This window comes from Methylosarcina fibrata AML-C10 (assembly GCF_000372865.1).
Taxonomy (GTDB): Bacteria; Pseudomonadota; Gammaproteobacteria; order Methylococcales; family Methylomonadaceae; genus Methylosarcina; species Methylosarcina fibrata.
Map to the genome: position 1 here is coordinate 4,349,497 of NZ_KB889965.1, position 18,399 is coordinate 4,367,895.

General features: G+C 52.5%; 16 protein-coding genes and 5 tRNA genes. All 21 read left to right on the top strand.

Annotated features, from left to right (window positions below; genetic code table 11):
• Positions 1–58: 58 nt before the first annotated feature.
• The 21 genes from lolB (at position 59) to rpsG (ending at position 18,383) form a co-directional block, all read left to right on the top strand.
• Entirely contained in the window at positions 59–679 is a 621-nt protein-coding gene (gene lolB, locus A3OW_RS0120435) for a lipoprotein insertase outer membrane protein LolB (RefSeq protein ID WP_020565320.1), read from the top strand.
• Positions 660–1,541 carry a 4-(cytidine 5'-diphospho)-2-C-methyl-D-erythritol kinase gene (gene ispE, locus A3OW_RS0120440; RefSeq protein WP_020565321.1) on the top strand — a complete coding sequence of 294 codons (882 nt, stop codon included), beginning with the start codon at positions 660–662 and terminating at the stop codon, positions 1,539–1,541. The genes lolB and ispE overlap by 20 nt, the downstream gene beginning before the upstream one ends.
• 4 nt (positions 1,542–1,545) lie before the next feature.
• Positions 1,546–1,620: transfer RNA gene (locus A3OW_RS0120445), tRNA-Gln, on the top strand.
• A 40-nt stretch (positions 1,621–1,660) separates the two neighbouring features.
• A complete protein-coding gene (locus A3OW_RS0120450; RefSeq protein ID WP_026223768.1) occupies positions 1,661–2,614 on the top strand; it encodes a ribose-phosphate diphosphokinase in 954 nt (317 codons plus the stop codon).
• Positions 2,615–2,671: 57 nt separating this feature from the next.
• On the top strand, positions 2,672–3,274 hold the full coding sequence (locus A3OW_RS0120455; RefSeq protein WP_026223769.1) for a 50S ribosomal protein L25/general stress protein Ctc: 603 nt from the start codon (positions 2,672–2,674) through the stop codon (positions 3,272–3,274).
• 16 nt (positions 3,275–3,290) lie between these two features.
• Positions 3,291–3,887, top strand: coding sequence for an aminoacyl-tRNA hydrolase (gene pth / locus A3OW_RS0120460; protein ID WP_020565324.1), 597 nt, complete (start codon positions 3,291–3,293; stop codon positions 3,885–3,887).
• 44 nt (positions 3,888–3,931) lie between these two features.
• Positions 3,932–4,016, top strand: a tRNA-Tyr gene (locus A3OW_RS0120465).
• 17 nt (positions 4,017–4,033) lie between these two features.
• Positions 4,034–4,107: transfer RNA gene (locus tag A3OW_RS0120470), tRNA-Gly, on the top strand.
• Between the two features lie 15 nt (positions 4,108–4,122).
• Positions 4,123–4,198, top strand: a tRNA-Thr gene (locus A3OW_RS0120475).
• A 26-nt stretch (positions 4,199–4,224) separates the two neighbouring features.
• A complete protein-coding gene (tuf, locus tag A3OW_RS0120480; RefSeq protein ID WP_020565325.1) occupies positions 4,225–5,415 on the top strand; it encodes an elongation factor Tu in 1,191 nt (396 codons plus the stop codon).
• Between the two features lie 47 nt (positions 5,416–5,462).
• Positions 5,463–5,538: transfer RNA gene (locus A3OW_RS0120485), tRNA-Trp, on the top strand.
• 46 nt (positions 5,539–5,584) lie between these two features.
• Entirely contained in the window at positions 5,585–5,962 is a 378-nt protein-coding gene (secE, locus tag A3OW_RS0120490; protein ID WP_020565326.1) for a preprotein translocase subunit SecE, read from the top strand.
• Positions 5,963–5,966: 4 nt separating this feature from the next.
• Positions 5,967–6,500, top strand: coding sequence for a transcription termination/antitermination protein NusG (gene nusG, locus A3OW_RS0120495; RefSeq protein WP_020565327.1), 534 nt, complete (start codon positions 5,967–5,969; stop codon positions 6,498–6,500).
• Positions 6,501–6,609: 109 nt separating this feature from the next.
• On the top strand, positions 6,610–7,041 hold the full coding sequence (rplK, locus tag A3OW_RS0120500) for a 50S ribosomal protein L11 (RefSeq protein WP_020565328.1): 432 nt from the start codon (positions 6,610–6,612) through the stop codon (positions 7,039–7,041).
• A complete protein-coding gene (gene rplA, locus A3OW_RS0120505; RefSeq protein WP_020565329.1) occupies positions 7,042–7,737 on the top strand; it encodes a 50S ribosomal protein L1 in 696 nt (231 codons plus the stop codon).
• Positions 7,738–7,930: 193 nt separating this feature from the next.
• Positions 7,931–8,425, top strand: a complete 495-nt coding sequence (gene rplJ / locus A3OW_RS0120510) for a 50S ribosomal protein L10 (protein WP_026223770.1) — start codon at positions 7,931–7,933, stop codon at positions 8,423–8,425.
• A gap of 45 nt (positions 8,426–8,470) precedes the next feature.
• A complete protein-coding gene (gene rplL / locus A3OW_RS0120515) occupies positions 8,471–8,845 on the top strand; it encodes a 50S ribosomal protein L7/L12 (protein ID WP_020565331.1) in 375 nt (124 codons plus the stop codon).
• Positions 8,846–8,988: 143 nt separating this feature from the next.
• Entirely contained in the window at positions 8,989–13,065 is a 4,077-nt protein-coding gene (gene rpoB, locus A3OW_RS0120520) for a DNA-directed RNA polymerase subunit beta (RefSeq protein WP_026223771.1), read from the top strand.
• An 83-nt stretch (positions 13,066–13,148) separates the two neighbouring features.
• Positions 13,149–17,342, top strand: coding sequence for a DNA-directed RNA polymerase subunit beta' (gene rpoC / locus A3OW_RS0120525; RefSeq protein ID WP_020565333.1), 4,194 nt, complete (start codon positions 13,149–13,151; stop codon positions 17,340–17,342).
• A gap of 178 nt (positions 17,343–17,520) precedes the next feature.
• Positions 17,521–17,898 (top strand): 30S ribosomal protein S12, encoded by a 378-nt coding sequence (rpsL, locus tag A3OW_RS0120530; RefSeq protein WP_020565334.1) that lies wholly within the window; start codon positions 17,521–17,523, stop codon positions 17,896–17,898.
• A 14-nt stretch (positions 17,899–17,912) separates the two neighbouring features.
• The gene (gene rpsG, locus A3OW_RS0120535; RefSeq protein ID WP_020565335.1) at positions 17,913–18,383 is read left to right on the top strand and encodes a 30S ribosomal protein S7; all 471 of its coding nucleotides are present in this window, start codon (positions 17,913–17,915) and stop codon (positions 18,381–18,383) included.
• Positions 18,384–18,399 lie beyond the last annotated feature (16 nt).

The window sequence follows — 18,399 nt, forward strand, 5'->3', positions numbered from 1 at the left end:
GGGCTTGTTATCTTTGCGCATACAAGGCTTGCCGCCCGTTTGATAATTATTTTCATAAATGACTGTATCTCTGCTTATTTCGGCCTCCCTGTTCTGGTCGTGGAAATGGGTGTGCCCGATTTTCTTGATTTTATGGTTGACCGCTTGTTCGACGGCGCCGGTTCATCAGGAGCCCGGTTATTCCAGGGCGGCAGCCCGATCCTTGAATGTATCGGACCCGTGGTCTTTGCAGGGGCGTTTGTCGGTAGCCGATGCGAACAATTCCTGGCAGGCTGAAATCTTTTGGGATCACCAGCCCGGAATAGATCAGATAAAGCTGGCGGGTCCTGTGGGGCAGGGAGCGGTTGCCATTCATCTGACCAAGGATTTCGTTACGTTGTCGCGCGGCAACGGCGTAGTGGAGTCTTCTGACCGGCCGGAAGAGTTTATCAGCCGGCAGGTAGGGTTGTATGTGCCGATCAAATCGTTGCGTTACTGGGTCATAGGATTGCCCATGCCCGATCAGGCTTTCGACGAGGTTGTCGGGGGATTCAGGCAGGCCGGCTGGCTGATTGATTATCAGCAAATGCAGACGGTCGCAGGAAAGTCGATGCCGCGCAAAGTGACGGTTAAAAACGATCAGGTCAAATTAAAACTGTTCATAGATCAATGGAATTTCAATGACATCCAAGCAAATTGACTCTTCGGCATGGGCGGAAAGATGGCCGGCGCCTGCGAAATTGAATTTAATGCTGCGCATAACCGGCCAAAGAAGCGACGGCTATCATTTGTTGCAAACGGTGTTTCAATTCATCGATTTATGCGACTGGATCGTTTTCGAGCCGGCGGAAAACGGTCGGGTAAGTTTGCGCCGGGCTTTGCCGGGCGTGTCTGAAGCGGACGACTTGGCGGTGAAGGCTGCCAATTTATTGAAAGAGGAAACCGGATGCCGACAGGGAGTTGTCATCGACGTTGAAAAAAACCTGCCGATGGGCGGAGGATTGGGCGGAGGCAGTTCCGATGCTGCGACCACTTTAGTGGTGTTGAACCAATTATGGGGTCTGCGGCTGCCGATCGACCAGTTGATGAGTTTGGGGTTGAAATTAGGAGCGGACGTTCCTGTGTTCGTCTACGGCCATGCCGCCTGGGGCGAGGGTGTGGGCGAGCGGTTGGAAAAAATCCGGGTACCGGAAAAGTGGACGGTGGTTATCAAACCCGACTGCCACGTGAACACCAGGGAAATTTTTTCTTCTGAAGATTTGACAAGGAACAGTAAATCGATCACAATAGGGGACTTTATCGCCGGACAGCATCAAAATGATTGTCTTGATGTGGTCTGTCGGCGTTACCAGCCTGTTCGAGAGGCTTTGGCTGATTTGTCCGGGTTTTCGGAGGCCAGGCTAACCGGTACGGGAGCGTGTGTTTTTGCGGAGTTTGATTCCGAGCAGGCGGCCTCGGGTGCTTTTAGGGCGCTTGAAAAAAAGTGGCAGGCTTACTTGGTCAAAGGCGTCAATGAATCGCCTTTGTATTCAAAGCTGAGAGCTGGTAATTATATTTCTTGATTATTGGGCCGTCGCCAAGCGGTAAGGCACGGGGTTTTGATCCCCGCATACCAAGGTTCGAATCCTTGCGGCCCAGCCATTTTTCTGCATAAGTCAAATTCGCTTTAGGAGTTGCTTGAATGAATGACACCTCGGTGATGGTGTTTTCTGGAAACGCTAACTTGGCTTTATCTGAAGGCATAGTAAGAAAGCTGAATATGCGTCTGGGGATGGCGACTGTAGGCAGATTTAGCGACGGCGAGATTGCGGTAGAGATTGAAGAGAATGTTCGGGGGAAAGATGTTTTTGTAATCCAGCCGACCTGTTCTCCGACCAATGAAAATTTGATGGAGTTGCTTGTGATGATCGATGCTCTGAAGCGGGCGTCGGCATCACGAATTACAGCGGTTTTACCTTATTATGGGTATGCTCGTCAGGATCGGCGTTCACGCTCGGCGCGGGTTCCGATTACCGCCAAATTGGTGGCCAGCATGCTGGAGCAGGCCGGGGCTCATCGGGTTCTGACGGTGGATTTGCATGCCGATCAGATTCAGGGTTTTTTTGATATTCCGGTCGACAACGTTTATTCGTCGCCGCTTCTCCTGGGAGACGTCTGGCGGCAGCAATACAAGGATCTGATTGTGGTATCGCCGGATGTCGGCGGTGTGGTTAGAGCGCGGGCTTTGGCCAAGCGGCTTGACGATGCCGATCTTGCCATCATCGATAAGCGGAGACCCAGACCGAATGTGGCCGAGGTCATGCATATCATCGGCGATGTCGAAGGTCGAACTTGTGTCTTGATCGATGATTTGGTCGATACGGCCGGTACTTTGTGTCATGCGGCAGAGGCTTTAAAAAAGCATGGCGCGGTCAAGGTCGTGGCCTATTGTACCCATGCGGTGTTGTCGGGTTCCGCGATGAAAAATCTGAGCGGTTCGGTACTCGATGAATTGGTCGTTACCGATACGATACCGCTAAATCAGGAAGCGTCGAATTCCGGCAAGATAAGGCAGTTGAGTGTTGCCGAGATGCTGGCCGAGACCATCAGGCGCATAGCGGTGGGTGAATCGGTAAGTTCGCTTTATGTCGACTAGGGCATAGGAATTGATAGGGTTATAGATGCGCTTTAATGCGCGGAGTTAAGAGGAAAGATGGCTAACGTATTTGAATTTATTGCCGAGAGTCGTGGAAAGTCGGGCACGGGCGCGGCGAGAGGCATTCGTCGTCAGGGAAACGTTCCGGCGATACTCTATGGTGGAGAAAAAGAGCCCGAAATGCTGGTCTTGAATCATAATGAAGTGATCAAGCATCTTGAGCATGAAGCGGTGTATTCCCACGTGCTGGACGTGAAAGTTGACGGCAGGACCGAAAAAGCGATTCTGAAAGGGGTTCAGCGCAATCCGGCAAAATTCCAGGTAATGCATCTCGACTTTATGCGGGTGAGCATGTCTCATGCGATTAGGGTGCACGTTCCTCTGCATTTCATCAACGAAAGCACCTCCATCGGCGGAAAAAAAGGCGGAGTTGCCGCGCATTCCTTGGTTGATGTCGAGGTGTCCTGTTTGCCGTCGGCGTTGCCGGAGTATATTGAAGTGGATATGGCCAAACTGGATATCGGTGAATCTCTCCATTTGTCGGATCTGGTGTTGCCGGCCGGCATTGAGATCGTTGCTTTGGCTCAAGGGTCGGAGCACGATTTGTCGGTAGTGTCCATGATGCCTTCAAAAGGCGGTGCGGAAGCCGGCGAGGCCTGAGCGCTGGGTCTGGGTGATGATTAAACTTGTCGTGGGATTGGGTAATCCGGGACGGCAATATGAAAATACCCGGCACAACGCCGGGTTTTTATTTCTGGATGATCTGGCGGCTGCGTGGGGTTGTTCATGGGTGAGTGAGCCTCGTTTTGAAGGGTGGCTTGCGGAAGGTGGCATGGCTTCGGTCAGGGTGATGTTGTTGAAGCCGGAAACCTTCATGAACCGGAGCGGGCAGTCGGTAGGAAAAGTGGCTCGCTATTACAAGTTGCAGCCCGAAGAGATCCTAGTCGTTCATGACGAGCTGGATTTTAACGTCGGCGTGGCCAGACTGAAAAAAGATGGCGGTCATGCAGGGCACAACGGTCTGAGGGATATCATTGCGCATTTGGGCTCCAATGCGTTTTACCGGCTGAGAATAGGTATTGGCCGTCCGGCGGCGGGTCGGCCTGTAGCGGAATACGTATTGTCGGCGCCGGCAAAGAAAGAATTGGAAATGATGCGGGATGCGTTCGAATATTGTTCGGGCTTCATGCGTCAAATAGTTACCGGAGACATGGCGTCCGTAATGAGTCAGTTGAATGCAGGCGCGCCGAAAACGAATGAAATAAATTGTTGACAGACTGTTGTCTATAAAAGATAATGGTCGACTTACTCGATACTGGAGGGGTTCCCGAGCGGTCAAAGGGATCAGACTGTAAATCTGCCGGCTCTGCCTTCGGAGGTTCGAATCCTCCCCCCTCCACCATCTATTTTAGGTAGTCTGCGGGTGTAGTTCAATGGTAGAACTCCAGCCTTCCAAGCTGATCACGTGGGTTCGATTCCCATCACCCGCTCCATCTTCTGTGATATTCGCCCATATAGCTCAGTAGGTAGAGCACTTCCTTGGTAAGGAAGAGGTCACCGGTTCAAATCCGGTTATGGGCTCCAAATTATAGAATAGATAAAGGTGTAAAATGGCCAAAGAAAAATTTTCACGTAGCAAGCCGCATGTAAACGTAGGCACGATCGGTCACGTGGACCACGGCAAGACGACCCTGACCGCCGCCCTGACCAAGGTGATGGCGGAGCTGCAAGGCGGCGAAGTAAAAGCGTTCGATCAGATCGACAACGCGCCGGAAGAGCGCGCGCGCGGGATCACCATTGCGACCTCGCACGTGGAATATCAATCGGCGACCCGTCACTATGCGCACGTGGACTGCCCGGGCCATGCCGATTACGTGAAGAACATGATCACCGGTGCGGCGCAGATGGACGGCGCCATTCTGGTGTGCTCGGCGGCGGACGGTCCGATGCCGCAGACCCGTGAACACATTCTGTTGTCCCGTCAGGTGGGTGTGCCTTACATCGTCGTGTTTCTGAACAAGGCCGACATGGTGGACGATCCCGAGCTGATCGACCTGGTTGAAATGGAGCTGAGAGAATTGCTGGACCTGTACGAGTTCCCGGGCGACGACACGCCGATCATCGTGGGTTCGGCGCTGAAGGCTTTGGAAGGCGACACCAGCGAGATCGGCGTGCCCTCGATCGTCAAGCTGGTGGAAGCCTTGGACAGCTACATTCCGTTGCCGGAAAGAGCGGTGGACGGTGCTTTCCTGATGCCGATCGAAGACGTGTTCTCGATCTCGGGCCGCGGCACCGTGGTGACCGGCCGGGTGGAGCGCGGCATCATCAAGGTGGGTCAGGAAGTGGAAATCGTCGGCATCCGTCCGACCACGACCACCACCTGCACCGGCGTGGAAATGTTCCGGAAGCTCTTGGATCAAGGCCAGGCGGGCGACAACGTCGGTATTTTGCTGCGGGGCACCAAGCGCGATGAAGTCGAGCGCGGTCAGGTGCTGGCGCAAAAAGGCACGATCAAGCCGCACAACCATTTCAAGGCGGAAATCTACGTCTTGTCGAAGGAAGAAGGCGGCCGTCACACGCCGTTTTTCAATGGCTACCGTCCGCAGTTTTATTTCCGGACCACCGACGTGACCGGCGCCGTGGAGTTGCCGGAAGGCGTGGAAATGGTCATGCCGGGCGACAACATTGCCGTCGAAATCAAATTGATCTCGCCGATTGCAATGGACGAAGGCTTGCGTTTTGCGATCCGGGAAGGCGGTCGTACCGTCGGCGCGGGCGTCGTGGCATCAATTATTGAATAATAAAATAAATTGGTTTATTATTAGCAGTTCTGTAAGTTTCTCTGAATAGGTCAGTAGCTCAATTGGTAGAGTAGCGGTCTCCAAAACCGCGGGTTGGGGGTTCGAGACCCTCCTGGCCTGCCATTCAGGGGAAGGTATAACACATAATCCATTTTCATAGTAAACACTCATGAATACTCAAGCAGAAGCTGCCACATCTATCGGGGATGTTGTCAAACAGGTCCTCGCGGTAGTTCTTGTAGTTGCAGGTGTGGCCGCATTCTACTATTTCTCGGAAATTCAGCTTCTTTACCGGGTTCTTGGTTTGGTGGTTGTCGTATTGGCTTCTTTGGGGCTGGTATTGACTACCGATTTGGGGCAGAGCGTCTGGAGTTTTGTTCTGGAATCCAAAGTGGAGGTCAGAAAAGTGGTTTGGCCGACCCGTGAAGAAACGACGCGTACCACCATGCTGGTCTTCGCGATGGTGTTCATCGTGGGTTTGATTTTGTGGTTGTTGGACATGTTTCTTTTTTGGGGCGTTCGCCTTATAACCGGTCAGGGCGGGTAAGCATATGGCATTGCGTTGGTATGTGGTACACGCCTATTCAAACTTTGAAAGCAAAGTTAAACAGGCGCTGGAAGAAAGAATCAAAAGAGAAGGGTTGGAGCAGTATTTTGGAAAAATACTGGTGCCGACGGAAGAAATTGTTGAAATGCGCATGGGTCAGCAGCGGAAAAGCGACAGAAAGTTTTTTCCCGGGTACGTATTGGTTCAAATGGAATTGACCGATGAGACGTGGCATCTGGTAAGGGACATTCCCAGGGTTTTGGGTTTCATCGGCGGAACCTCCGATCGTCCTGCACCGATTTCGGATAAGGAAGCAATGTCCATCCTGAGTCGGGTGGAAGAAGGCGTCAACAAGCCTCGGCCCAAGATTTTGTTCGAAGTAGGGGAAGTGATCCGGATTATTGACGGACCTTTCAAGGATTTCAACGGCGTGGTCGAAGAAGTCAACTACGAAAAAAGCAAATTAAGAATTTCCGTGCTCATTTTCGGGCGCTCCACATCGGTTGAACTGGGTTTCAATCAAGTCGAAAAAAGTTAATCATTTTTCATTGAATAACTGTTTTAATTTGGATCTCTGTCTGAATAAGGCAGGGATTTTTGTGTCTACGGGGAGCAGAAATGCGTTCGCACCCATATTGGAGTAAAAAATGGCAAAAAAAATCACGGCATACATCAAGCTGCAGGTGAAGGCAGGCGAGGCGAATCCCAGCCCGCCGGTAGGTCCGGCCCTGGGTCAGCGTGGCGTCAATATCATGGAATTCTGCAAGGCATTTAACGCCAAGACTCAAGACGTTGAAAAAGGATTGCCTTTGCCTGTCGTCATCACGGTTTACAGTGACCGCAGTTTCACTTTTATCACTAAAACGCCGCCGGCTTCCATATTGCTTAAAAAGGCATCGGGCATCAAAAGCGGCAGCAGTCACCCGAATACTAAAAAAGTAGGGACGGTAACCCGCGCCCAACTGGAAGAGATTGCCAAGACAAAAATGGAAGATTTAAATGCGGCCGATCTTGAAGCCGCGGTAAGAACCATCGCCGGCAGCGCACGCAGTATGGGTCTGAATGTGGAGGGACTGTAAATGGCCAAGTTGACGAAAAAAGCAAAATTAATCAGAAGCAAGATCGATGGCGCCAAGCAGTATACAGTTGCCGAAGCGGTTCAATTATTAAAAGAGCTGGGAACTGCAAAATTCAACGAATCCGTCGACGTGAGCGTGAATTTGGGCGTCGATCCGAGAAAATCGGATCAGAATGTAAGAGGCGCGACCGTCTTGCCTCATGGCACCGGCAAAACGGTGAGAGTGGCGGTATTCACTCAGGGGCCCAATGCGGACGCTGCGAAAGCGGCGGGCGCCGATATCGTCGGCATGGACGATCTGGGCGATCTGGTTAAAAAAGGCGAAATGAATTTTGACGTCGTCATCGCTTCGCCGGACGCCATGAGAGTCGTAGGTCAATTGGGCCAGATTCTGGGACCGAGAGGCTTGATGCCGAACCCTAAAGTGGGTACGGTGACTCCGGATGTTGCCACCGCAGTCAGAAACGCCAAGTCCGGCCAGGTGCGTTATCGTACCGACAAGGCGGGCATTATTCATTGTACTTTGGGAAAGCTCACCTTCGACGCTGACGCCATTCAGGGCAATCTGGAAGCGTTGTTGTCGGATTTGAGAAAGGCAAAACCCGCTTCTTCAAAGGGTGTTTACATCAAAAAAGTCACATTGTCGTCAACCATGGGTCCCGGCTTGTGGCTGGATCACAGCAGTTTGGCGGGATAACCAATTATTTATAAGGCTTTGGGTTGCCGGTATTAACGGCAACCGTCAAAGACCGCAGGCGTTGCAAAACTTAATCTGTCCTGCGCAGACGGAAGCTGGAACCTAAAATCTGGGGAAAGGGACCGTAAGGTGCATCCACCTGGATGCGTTTTATCATTCTGAAATTTTTTCAGAAAAATACCGGAGGTAAGCTGTGGCACTAAATTTGGATGGCAAGAAAGCCGTCGTCGAAGAGGTCGCTGAATTCGCCGCTAAAGCTCATTCCGCCGTTGCTGCGGAATATCGCGGGTTGACTGTTACGGAGCTGACCGAACTTCGAAAAACTGCGAGAGAAACAGGCGTTTATCTGCGAGTAGTAAAAAATACACTGGCAAGGCGGGCCGTTTCCGGAACGGAATTTGAATGCATGCAGAATGGCCTGGTTGGGCCTTTGTTGCTGGCATTTTCAATGGAAGATCCGGGTTCGGCAGCGCGCTTGATCAGTAATTTTGCCAAAACGCATGATAAGCTGATTACCAAGATTGTGGCTATCGGAGGGCAATCCTACGGGCCGTCTGAGCTGAATCGGCTGGCAAGTTTGCCGACGCGCGATCAGGGCATCGGCTTGCTGATGTCGGTGATGAAAGCGCCGGTAGAGAAGCTCGCTCGGACCTTGGCAGCGATCAAGGACCTGAAAGAAGCGGCATAGGCTTGGCTAAAACCCGATTAATACCACTATTTAGAGGAAAACAAGATGGCAGTAACAAAAGAAGATATATTGGAAGCGGTATCCAACATGACCGTTATGGAAATCGTTGATTTGATTTCCGCGATGGAAGAAAAATTCGGCGTGTCCGCGGCTGCGGTGGCCGTCGCCGCTCCGGCAGCCGGCGCCGCTGCGGCAGCGGTCGAAGAGCAAACCGAGTTCGACCTGATACTGACTGGCTTCGGCGAAAACAAGGTCGCGGTGATCAAGGCGGTACGCGGAATGACCGGTCTGGGATTGAAAGAAGCAAAGGATGCCGTAGAAGGCGTTCCTACTACATTGAAGGAAGGCATATCCAAGGCAGAAGCCGAAGATTTCAAAAAGCAATTGCTGGAAGCCGGCGCTACGGTTGAAATCAAATAAACAGCAGCGCCTTAGTATGTAAGGGGTGATGGCGAATCACCCTAATTCAAATATGGCTGGTGGCGATTTTGTCACCGGCCTTTTACTGTTTGCAAAACCTGCACAGTAGAAAATTCTCAATGACGAAAAGGTTTGGAATCCATATGTCCTACTCTTTTACAGAAAAAAAGCGTATTCGTAACAACTTTGGGAAAAGTAAGGAAGTACTTGACGTCCCGTATCTTTTGGCAACGCAGATAAATTCCTACGCCAGTTTTTTGCAAGACGGGGTTTTTCCCGAAAAGCGGGCGGACATAGGATTGCATGCCGCATTTTCCAGTGTTTTTCCAATTGAAAGCCATTCCGGCTATGCAGTATTGGAATATGTAAGATACCGGTTGGGAGAACCCGTATTCGATGTAAGAGAGTGTCAGCAACGCGGCGCTACCTATGCCGCGCCTTTAAGAGTATTGGTCCGTCTGGTTATCTACGATAAGGATGCGCCGGCTACTGCAAAAGTGGTCAAGGACATTCGCGAGCAGGAAGTCTACATGGGCGAACTGCCGCTGATGACGGAAAACGGAACTTTCGTAATTAACGGAACCGAGCGGGTCATCGTTTCTCAGTTGCACCGTTCGCCCGGCGTTTTTTTCGACCACGACAAAGGAAAGACCCATTCGTCGGGAAAACTGTTGTTTAATGCCCGCGTTATTCCTTATCGCGGCTCCTGGCTGGACTTTGAATTCGACCACAAAGATTGCGTTTACGTCCGGATCGACCGGCGGCGGAAAATTCCGGCAACGATCCTGTTGCGCGCCTTGGGCATGGATAACGAAGAAATCATCAATATTTTCTTCGAAAAAAATCACTTTACCGTTACCGCCGATCAGTGTCTGTTTCAAATCATTCCCGAAAGAATGCGCGGCGAAATAGCGGCGTTCGACATCAAGCACGAAGGCAAGGTACTGGTTCAGGAAGGCCGGCGCATCACCAGCAAACACATCCGGGAAATGATCAAGGCCGGCTTGTCGGAAGTGGACGTGCCGAGGGACTATCTGATCGGCAAGATACTCGCGAACAATATTATCGATCCATCCACAGGGGAATTGATTGCGAACGTCAACGACGAGGTGACCTCGACCACTCTCGACCGTTGCATCGAAAATGGCATCACCGACATTGACACTTTGTTCGTCAATGATCTGGACAAAGGTCCGTATATGTCCAATGCGATGAAACTGGACGTGACGACGAATACTCTGGAAGCCTTGGTTGAGATTTACCGGATGATGCGTCCGGGCGAGCCGCCTACCAAAGAATCGGCGGAAAATCTGTTCCAGAATCTGTTTTTCACCGACGAGAGATACGATTTGTCCACCGTCGGGCGGATGAAGTTCAACCGCCGTCTGGGACGCGAAGAAACGACGGGCCCCGGTACGTTGACGAAAGAGGACATCATTGATGTACTTAAGGAATTGATCGATATCCGGAACGGCAACGGCAATGTCGACGACATCGACCATCTGGGCAACAGGCGGGTCCGCTCGGTCGGTGAAATGATCGAAAACCAGTTCCGGGTCGGCCTGGTCCGAGTTGAAAGAGCGGTCAAGGAACGGTTGACGCTGGCGGATTCCGAAGGCTTGATGCCGCAGGAAATCATCAATGCCAAACCGGTTTCCGCCGCGGTGAAAGAGTTTTTCGGATCCAGTCAACTGTCCCAGTTCATGGACCAGAACAATCCGCTTTCGCAGGTGACTCATAAACGCCGGGTTTCGGCGCTGGGTCCGGGCGGTCTGGCCAGAGAGCGGGCCGGGTTTGAAGTGCGCGACGTTCACACGACGCACTACGGCCGCGTCTGCCCGATCGAAACGCCGGAAGGCCCGAACATCGGTCTGATCAATTCCCTCTCGGTCTATGCGCGAACCAACGATTACGGCTTTCTGGAAACGCCTTATCGGAAGGTGATCGACGGCAAGGTGACCGATCAGGTCGATTATTTGTCGGCGATCGAAGAAGGAGAATTCGTCATTGCTCAGGCGAGTGTGCCGGTGGACGAAAACGGCAGGCTGGTCGAAGGGCTCGTTTCTTGCCGGCATAAGGATGAATTTACCTTGGCGATGTCCGATACCGTGCAATACATGGACGTTTCGTCCAAGCAGATCGTGTCGGTCGCGGCATCGATCATTCCGTTCCTGGAGCACGACGACGCGAACCGGGCTTTGATGGGATCCAACATGCAGCGCCAGGCGGTGCCGACGTTGAGAGCCGAAAAACCGTTGGTAGGCACAGGGATGGAAAGAACCGTGGCCAAGGATTCGGGCGTGACCGTGGTGGCCAGCCGCGGCGGCCGGATTGAAGCCGTCGATGCCGCAAGGATCGTGGTGCGCGTCAACGATACCGAAACGGAAACCGGAACGCCGGGCGTCGATATTTACAATCTGACCAAATACACCCGCTCGAACCAGAATACCTGCATCAATCAGAAGCCTCTGGTAAGACCGGGCGATATCGTCAAAGCGGGCGACATCCTGGCCGATGGCCCTTCCACGGACATGGGCGAACTGGCGTTAGGGCAGAACATGCTGGTCGCGTTCATGCCCTGGAACGGTTATAACTTCGAGGATTCCATCCTGGTTTCCGAGCGGGTTGTCCGGGACGACCGGTTTACCACGATTCATATCGAAGAGAAAACCTGTGTCGCACGCGATACGAAACACAGTCCGGAAGAAATTACCGCGGATATTCCGAACGTAAGCGAAGAAGCCCTGTCCAAATTGGATGAATCCGGAATCGTCTACGTCGGCGCGGAAGTCAAGGGTGGCGATATCCTGGTGGGCAAAGTCACCCCGAAAGGTGAAACCCAATTGACTCCCGAAGAAAAATTGCTGCGGGCCATTTTCGGAGAAAAAGCCGCGGACGTGAAGGATACGTCACTGCGCGTGCCGAGCAGTATCGAGGGTACCGTTATCGATGTCCAGGTGTTCACCCGCGACGGCGTCAAAAAAGACAAAAGGGCGCTGGATATCGAGGATGCCGAAATCAAGCGTTACCGAAAGGATCTCGACGACCAGTTGAAAATCCTGGAAGGCGATATTTTCGATCGGGTAGCCAAGTTGCTGATCGGCAAAGTGGCTCAGTCGGGCCCCGGACAATTGAAAGCCGGTACTGAAATCACCCGGGATTACCTCGACGGTCTGAAACATTCCGATTGGCTGAAGATCAGAATGAAGGACGAAGATCTCAACGTGCAGTTGGAAGCCGTACAGGCACAGGTTGAACAGCAACGGAAGGATTTCGACGAAAAATTCGACATCAAGCGGAAAAAAATCACGATGGGCGACGATTTGGCGCCTGGCGTGCTGAAAATGGTCAAAGTTTATCTGGCCGTCAAGCGCCGAATTCAGCCCGGAGACAAAATGGCGGGCCGCCACGGTAACAAAGGGGTTATTTCGATGATCCGGCCGATCGAAGACATGCCTTATACGGCGGACGGCAATCCGGTGGATATCGTGCTGAATCCGCTGGGGGTTCCGTCGCGGATGAACGTGGGCCAGGTTCTGGAGACCCATTTGGGCTGGGCGGCGAAAGGGCTTGGCATCAAAATCGGCAAAATGCTGGAGGCAAAAGCCAGAATCGCCGAGATTCGCGAGTTTTTAAACAAAATCTACAACAGCAGCGGACGCAAGGAAGATCTGGATTCGCTTGCCGACAGCGACATCCTGGAGCTGGCAACGAATCTGATCGATGGAGTGCCGATGGCGACGCCGGTATTCGACGGCGCCACCGAAGAGGACATCCGCACCATGCTGAAACTGGCTGATTTGCCCGAGCATGGACAAACGACTCTGTATGACGGACTGACCGGCGAGCCGTTTGAGCGTGAAGTTACCGTCGGGTATATGTACATGTTGAAATTGAATCATTTGGTCGACGACAAGATGCATGCCCGCTCCACCGGCCCTTACAGTCTGGTCACGCAGCAGCCGTTGGGCGGCAAGGCCCAATTCGGCGGCCAGCGTTTCGGAGAAATGGAAGTCTGGGCGCTTGAGGCGTATGGTGCGGCCTATACCCTGCAAGAAATGCTGACGGTCAAGTCGGATGACGTCACCGGAAGGACTCGCATGTATAAAAACATTGTCGACGGCGACCATAAAATGGAAGCCGGAATGCCGGAATCATTCAATGTATTGATTAAAGAAATACGCTCACTGGCGGTAAACATAGAGCTTGAACGCGATTAGGTTTTACTTTGAAAAATACCCGATAGCCTTGTTCTGGACCAAGCCGGAAACTATTTAAAGAGGACATACTCTTGAAAGATTTAATGAATTTCTTAAAACGTCAAAACCGTGCCGATGATTTCGACGGGATTCGGATCGGTTTGGCTTCGCCGGACATGATTCGTTCATGGTCTTACGGTGAAGTCAAAAAACCGGAAACCATCAACTACCGCACCTTCAAACCGGAACGCGACGGCTTGTTCTGCGCCAAGATCTTCGGACCGGTCAGCGATTACGAGTGCCTGTGCGGTAAATATAAAAGGCTGAAGCACCGGGGCGTCATTTGCGAAAAATGCGGCGTGGAAGTTACTTTATCCAAAGTTCGCCGTGAAAGAATGGGGCATATCGATCTGGCCAGCCCGGTGGCCCACATCTGGTTCTTGAAATCGCTCCCGTCCAGAATCGCGCTGTTGCTGGATATGACGCTGAGAGAAATCGAACGCGTCCTGTATTTCGAGTCTTTTGTCGTGCTGGAGCCGGGCATGACTCCTTTAAACAAGGGGCAACTTTTGACCGACGACGAATATCTCGACGCGGTGGAAATGCACGGCGATGACTTTGTCGCCAAAATGGGCGCCGAAGCCATTTACGACCTGCTGAAAGCGATTGATCTGAAGGAAGAGATCGACCGGTTGCGGGAAGAAATCAATTCGACGAACTCCGAAACCAAAATAAAAAAATATTCGAAGCGATTGAAGGTCATCGAGTCTCTGCTGAGCTCCAAAAACCGTCCCGAATGGATGATTCTGAAGGTTCTGCCGGTGCTGCCGCCGGAACTGCGCCCGCTCGTGCCGCTCGACGGCGGCCGTTTCGCCACGTCGGACCTGAACGACCTGTACCGCCGGGTCATTAACAGAAATAACCGTTTGAACCGCTTGCTCGACCTCAATGCGCCGGACATTATCGTCCGCAACGAGAAACGCATGTTGCAGGAGTCGGTGGATGCCCTGCTGGACAACGGCCGCCGCGGCCGTGCGATTACCGGCACCAACCGGCGTCCTTTGAAATCGCTGGCCGACATGATCAAGGGCAAACAGGGCCGTTTCAGACAGAATCTGCTCGGCAAGCGGGTGGACTATTCCGGCCGTTCCGTTATCGTGGTCGGTCCGACCTTGCGTCTGCATCAATGCGGCTTGCCGAAAAAAATGGCGCTGGAATTGTTCAAACCGTTCATTTTCAGCAAGCTTCAGTTCAGAGGATTGGCAACCACCATCAAGGCTGCCAAGAAAATGGTGGAACGCGAAGGCACCGAAGTTTGGGACATCCTGGAAGAAGTCATTCGCGAACATCCCATCTTGTTGAACCGCGCGCCGACGTTGCACCGGTTGGGCATCCAGGCGTTCGAGCCGATTCTGATCGAAGGCAAGGCGATCCAACTGCATCCTTTGGTCTGTAGCGCATTCAACGCCGATTTCGACGGCGACCAGATGGCCGTGCACATTCCGCTGTCGATTGAAGCGCAGTTGGAAGCCCGGACTTTGATGATGGCTACGAACAACATCCTGTCTCCTGCAAACGGCGAGCCGGTGATCAACCCGTCGCAGGACGTGGTCTTGGGACTGTACTATATCAGCCGGGAAAAGATCAATGCGAAAGGCAACGGCAGCATCTTTGTCAGCGTCGGCGAAGTCCATAAGGCATTGCTGGCGAAGACCGTGGAATTGCAGTCGAAAATTCAGTTGCGGATAACCGAGAAAAGCCGCGATGAACAGGGCGAAGTCACGGAAAAGACGCATCGTGTCGAAACCACGGTAGGCCGTGCGTTGATCTGGGAGATCGTGCCCGATTTCATTCCATACGAACTGGTCAATTGCGATATGACCAAAAAGAACATATCGCGCCTGGTCAATTACTGTTACCGCTATTTGGGTAATAAAGATACCGTGGTTCTGGCCGATCAGTTGATGTATCTGGGCTTCAGGTACGCGACCATCGCGGGCGTGTCTTTCGGTATTGAGGACATGGCGATTCCGGCAAAAAAGGTCGACATTATCAAGGCCGCCGAAGCCGAAGTGAGCGAGATTCAGACTCAATACGCCTCCGGCCTGGTAACCGACGGCGAGCGTTATAACAAGGTTGTCGACATCTGGTCTCACGCCAACGATCAGGTGGCCAAGGTGATGATGGACGGATTGGGAGAAGAGTCTGTCGTCGATGCCGACGGCAAAGCCGTAAGACAGAAATCCTTCAACTCGATCTTTATGATGGCCGAATCCGGAGCCCGGGGTTCCGCGGCCCAGATTCGCCAGTTGGCGGGTATGCGCGGATTGATGGCCAAGCCGGACGGTTCGATCATCGAAACGCCGATTACGGCGAATTTCAGAGAAGGACTGGACGTATTACAGTACTTTATTTCGACTCACGGCGCCCGGAAAGGTTTGGCGGATACCGCATTGAAAACCGCAAACTCCGGTTATCTGACGCGCAGACTGGTCGACGTCGCGCAAGACCTGGTGATCACCACCGAAGATTGCGGCACCGTCAACGGCTTGATCATGACCCCGATCATCGAAGGCGGGGATGTGGTCGAACCTTTGTCCGAGCGCGTGTTGGGCCGAGTGGCCGCGGTCGACATCATGGATGCTACCGGCGAAAAAGTAGTCGTGCCGCAAGGAACCTTATTGAACGAGCATTGGGTTTCCGTTTTGGAAGAACAAAGTATCGATCAGATTCTGATTCGGTCGATCATCACCTGTGAAAATCGGCACGGCGTTTGTGCGAAATGTTACGGCCGGGATCTGGGACGCGGCCATCTGGTCAACATCGGCGAAGCGGTGGGTGTTATTGCGGCGCAATCGATCGGCGAACCGGGCACGCAGTTGACCATGCGGACGTTCCATATCGGCGGTGCGGCCTCCCGGTCCGCTGCGATCAGCAACGTTCAGGTGAAATCATCGGGAACGGTGCGCTTAAGCAATCTGAAATCGGTGGTGAACAGGGAAGGCAATCTGGTGGCCGTCTCGAGATCGGGCGAAGTGTGCGTGGTCGACGATTACGGCCGTGAGCGCGAACGCTATAAAATTCCCTATGGATCGGTTTTGTCGGTTCAGGAAGGAAGCCGCATCACTGCAGGCGACATCATCGTAACCTGGGATCCCCATACCCATCCGGTCATCACCGAGGTGGACGGTGTCGTGGAATTGACCAATTTCATCGACGGCGTTACCGTACAAAAAGTATCGGACGAGGTAACCGGCTTGAGTTCATTGGTCGTGACCGATCCGAAACAGCGCGGCAGTGTCGGCAAGGAACTGCGACCGATGGTAAAACTGGTAGGCCACAACGGAGAAACCATTTATCTACCGGGAACCGAAATTCCTGCCCAGTATTTCCTGCCGGCCGGAGCGATTGCCGGCATTAAGGACGGCGGCGAGGTCAAGGTGGGCGATGTCTTGGCGAGAATTCCTCAGGAATCGAGTAAAACCCGCGATATTACCGGCGGTCTGCCGCGCGTGGCCGATTTGTTCGAGGCAAGAAAAACCAAGGACCCTGCGATTCTGGCCGAGACCAGCGGTACCGTTTCGTTCGGGAAGGAAACCAAAGGCAAGCAGCGGGTCATCATTACCGATGCCAGCGGCGAAATGGTGGAAACCTTGATACCGAAATGGCGTCATATCACCGTGTTTGAAGGGGAGTATGTCGAAAAAGGCGAAACCATCGCCGAAGGCGAACTGACTCCGCACGACATCCTGAGATTGCGCGGTGTCGAGGAACTGTCCAATTATCTGGTCAAGGAAATTCAGGACGTGTACCGCTTGCAAGGCGTGAAAATCAACGACAAGCACATTGAAGCGATCATTCGCCAGATGTTGAGAAAAGTCGAGATAACCGCTCCGGGCGATACTTCGTTCCTGAAAGGCGACCAGGTCGAACGGTCGGCTTTGCGTGAAGAAAACGACAGAATGGAAACCGAAAGCAAGATTCCTGCCAGTTACGAATCTGTATTGCTGGGTATTACCAAGGCTTCGTTGGCGACAGAGTCATTCATCTCTGCTGCCTCGTTCCAGGAAACGACCCGGGTATTGACCGATGCGGCAGTGCGGGGATTGAGCGACGGGTTGCAAGGCTTGAAGGAGAATGTGATCGTTGGTCGCTTGATTCCAGCGGGAACGGGTCTGGCCTATCATGAGAATAGAAAGAATAGGGCGGCTCAGTACCAGGCTGTGGAAAGCGAAGCAGCTCCGGTAGTCGATGCGGGAGATGTAGAAGAGCAACTCAAACAGGCTTTGAATATCTAAACGAAGCGTATGCGAAAAAATGGGCTTGACCTGATGAAAGTTAGCAAGTAATATATCCGGCTAACATGAACTAACGTGATTGATCAGGTCAAATTAAATCAACCGCCGCGCGGTTGCGCGGCGGTTATTTTTTATTATCTGACATTTATTTATATTGTAAATCGGAGTAAACACAAATATGGCCACGATCAACCAATTGGTTCGTAAGCCGCGCGCTAAGAAAATAGAAAAAACCAACGTTCCTGCATTGGAGGCCTGTCCTCAGCGGAGAGGGGTTTGTACGCGTGTTTATACAACAACTCCCAAGAAGCCGAATTCGGCGCTGAGAAAAGTCGCTCGGGTCAGATTGACCAACGGTTCCGAAGTGAGTAGCTATATCGGTGGCGAAGGGCATAACCTGCAAGAGCACTCGGTGGTTCTGATCAGGGGTGGCCGGGTAAAGGATTTGCCGGGCGTTCGGTATCACGTGGTGCGGGGCAGTCTGGATACATCAGGTGTAAACAATAGAAAGTGCGGGCGTTCCAAGTATGGAACAAAGCGGCCAAAAGGCAAGTAATAGGTTGAGCGATAATGTCTAGAAGAAGAGTTGCTACAAAAAGAGAGATCATTCCTGATCCACGGTATGGCAGTGTCATGTTGACCAAATTTATGAACATGATCATGGAAAGCGGCAAAAAGTCCGTTGCCGAAGGCATCGTTTACGGTGCTTTGGACGTGATCGGAAGCAAGGGGCATCACGAGCCTCTGGATGTGCTTTCGAAAGCATTGGAGAACGTTCAGCCCAGAGTGGAAGTGAAATCCCGGCGCGTTGGCGGAGCTACCTATCAGGTGCCTGTTGAAGTGCGTCCTTCCAGAAGAATGGCTTTGGCCATGCGTTGGCTGATTGATGCCTCGCGCAAAAGAAATGAAAAAAATATGCCGGCCAAGTTGGCGGGCGAGTTGCTGGATGCGTTCGAAAACAGAGGGGCTGCCGCCAAGAAGCGCGAAGACACGCATCGAATGGCGGAAGCGAACAAGGCGTTCTCTCATTACCGTTGGTAATCCTGAATAGGAAATA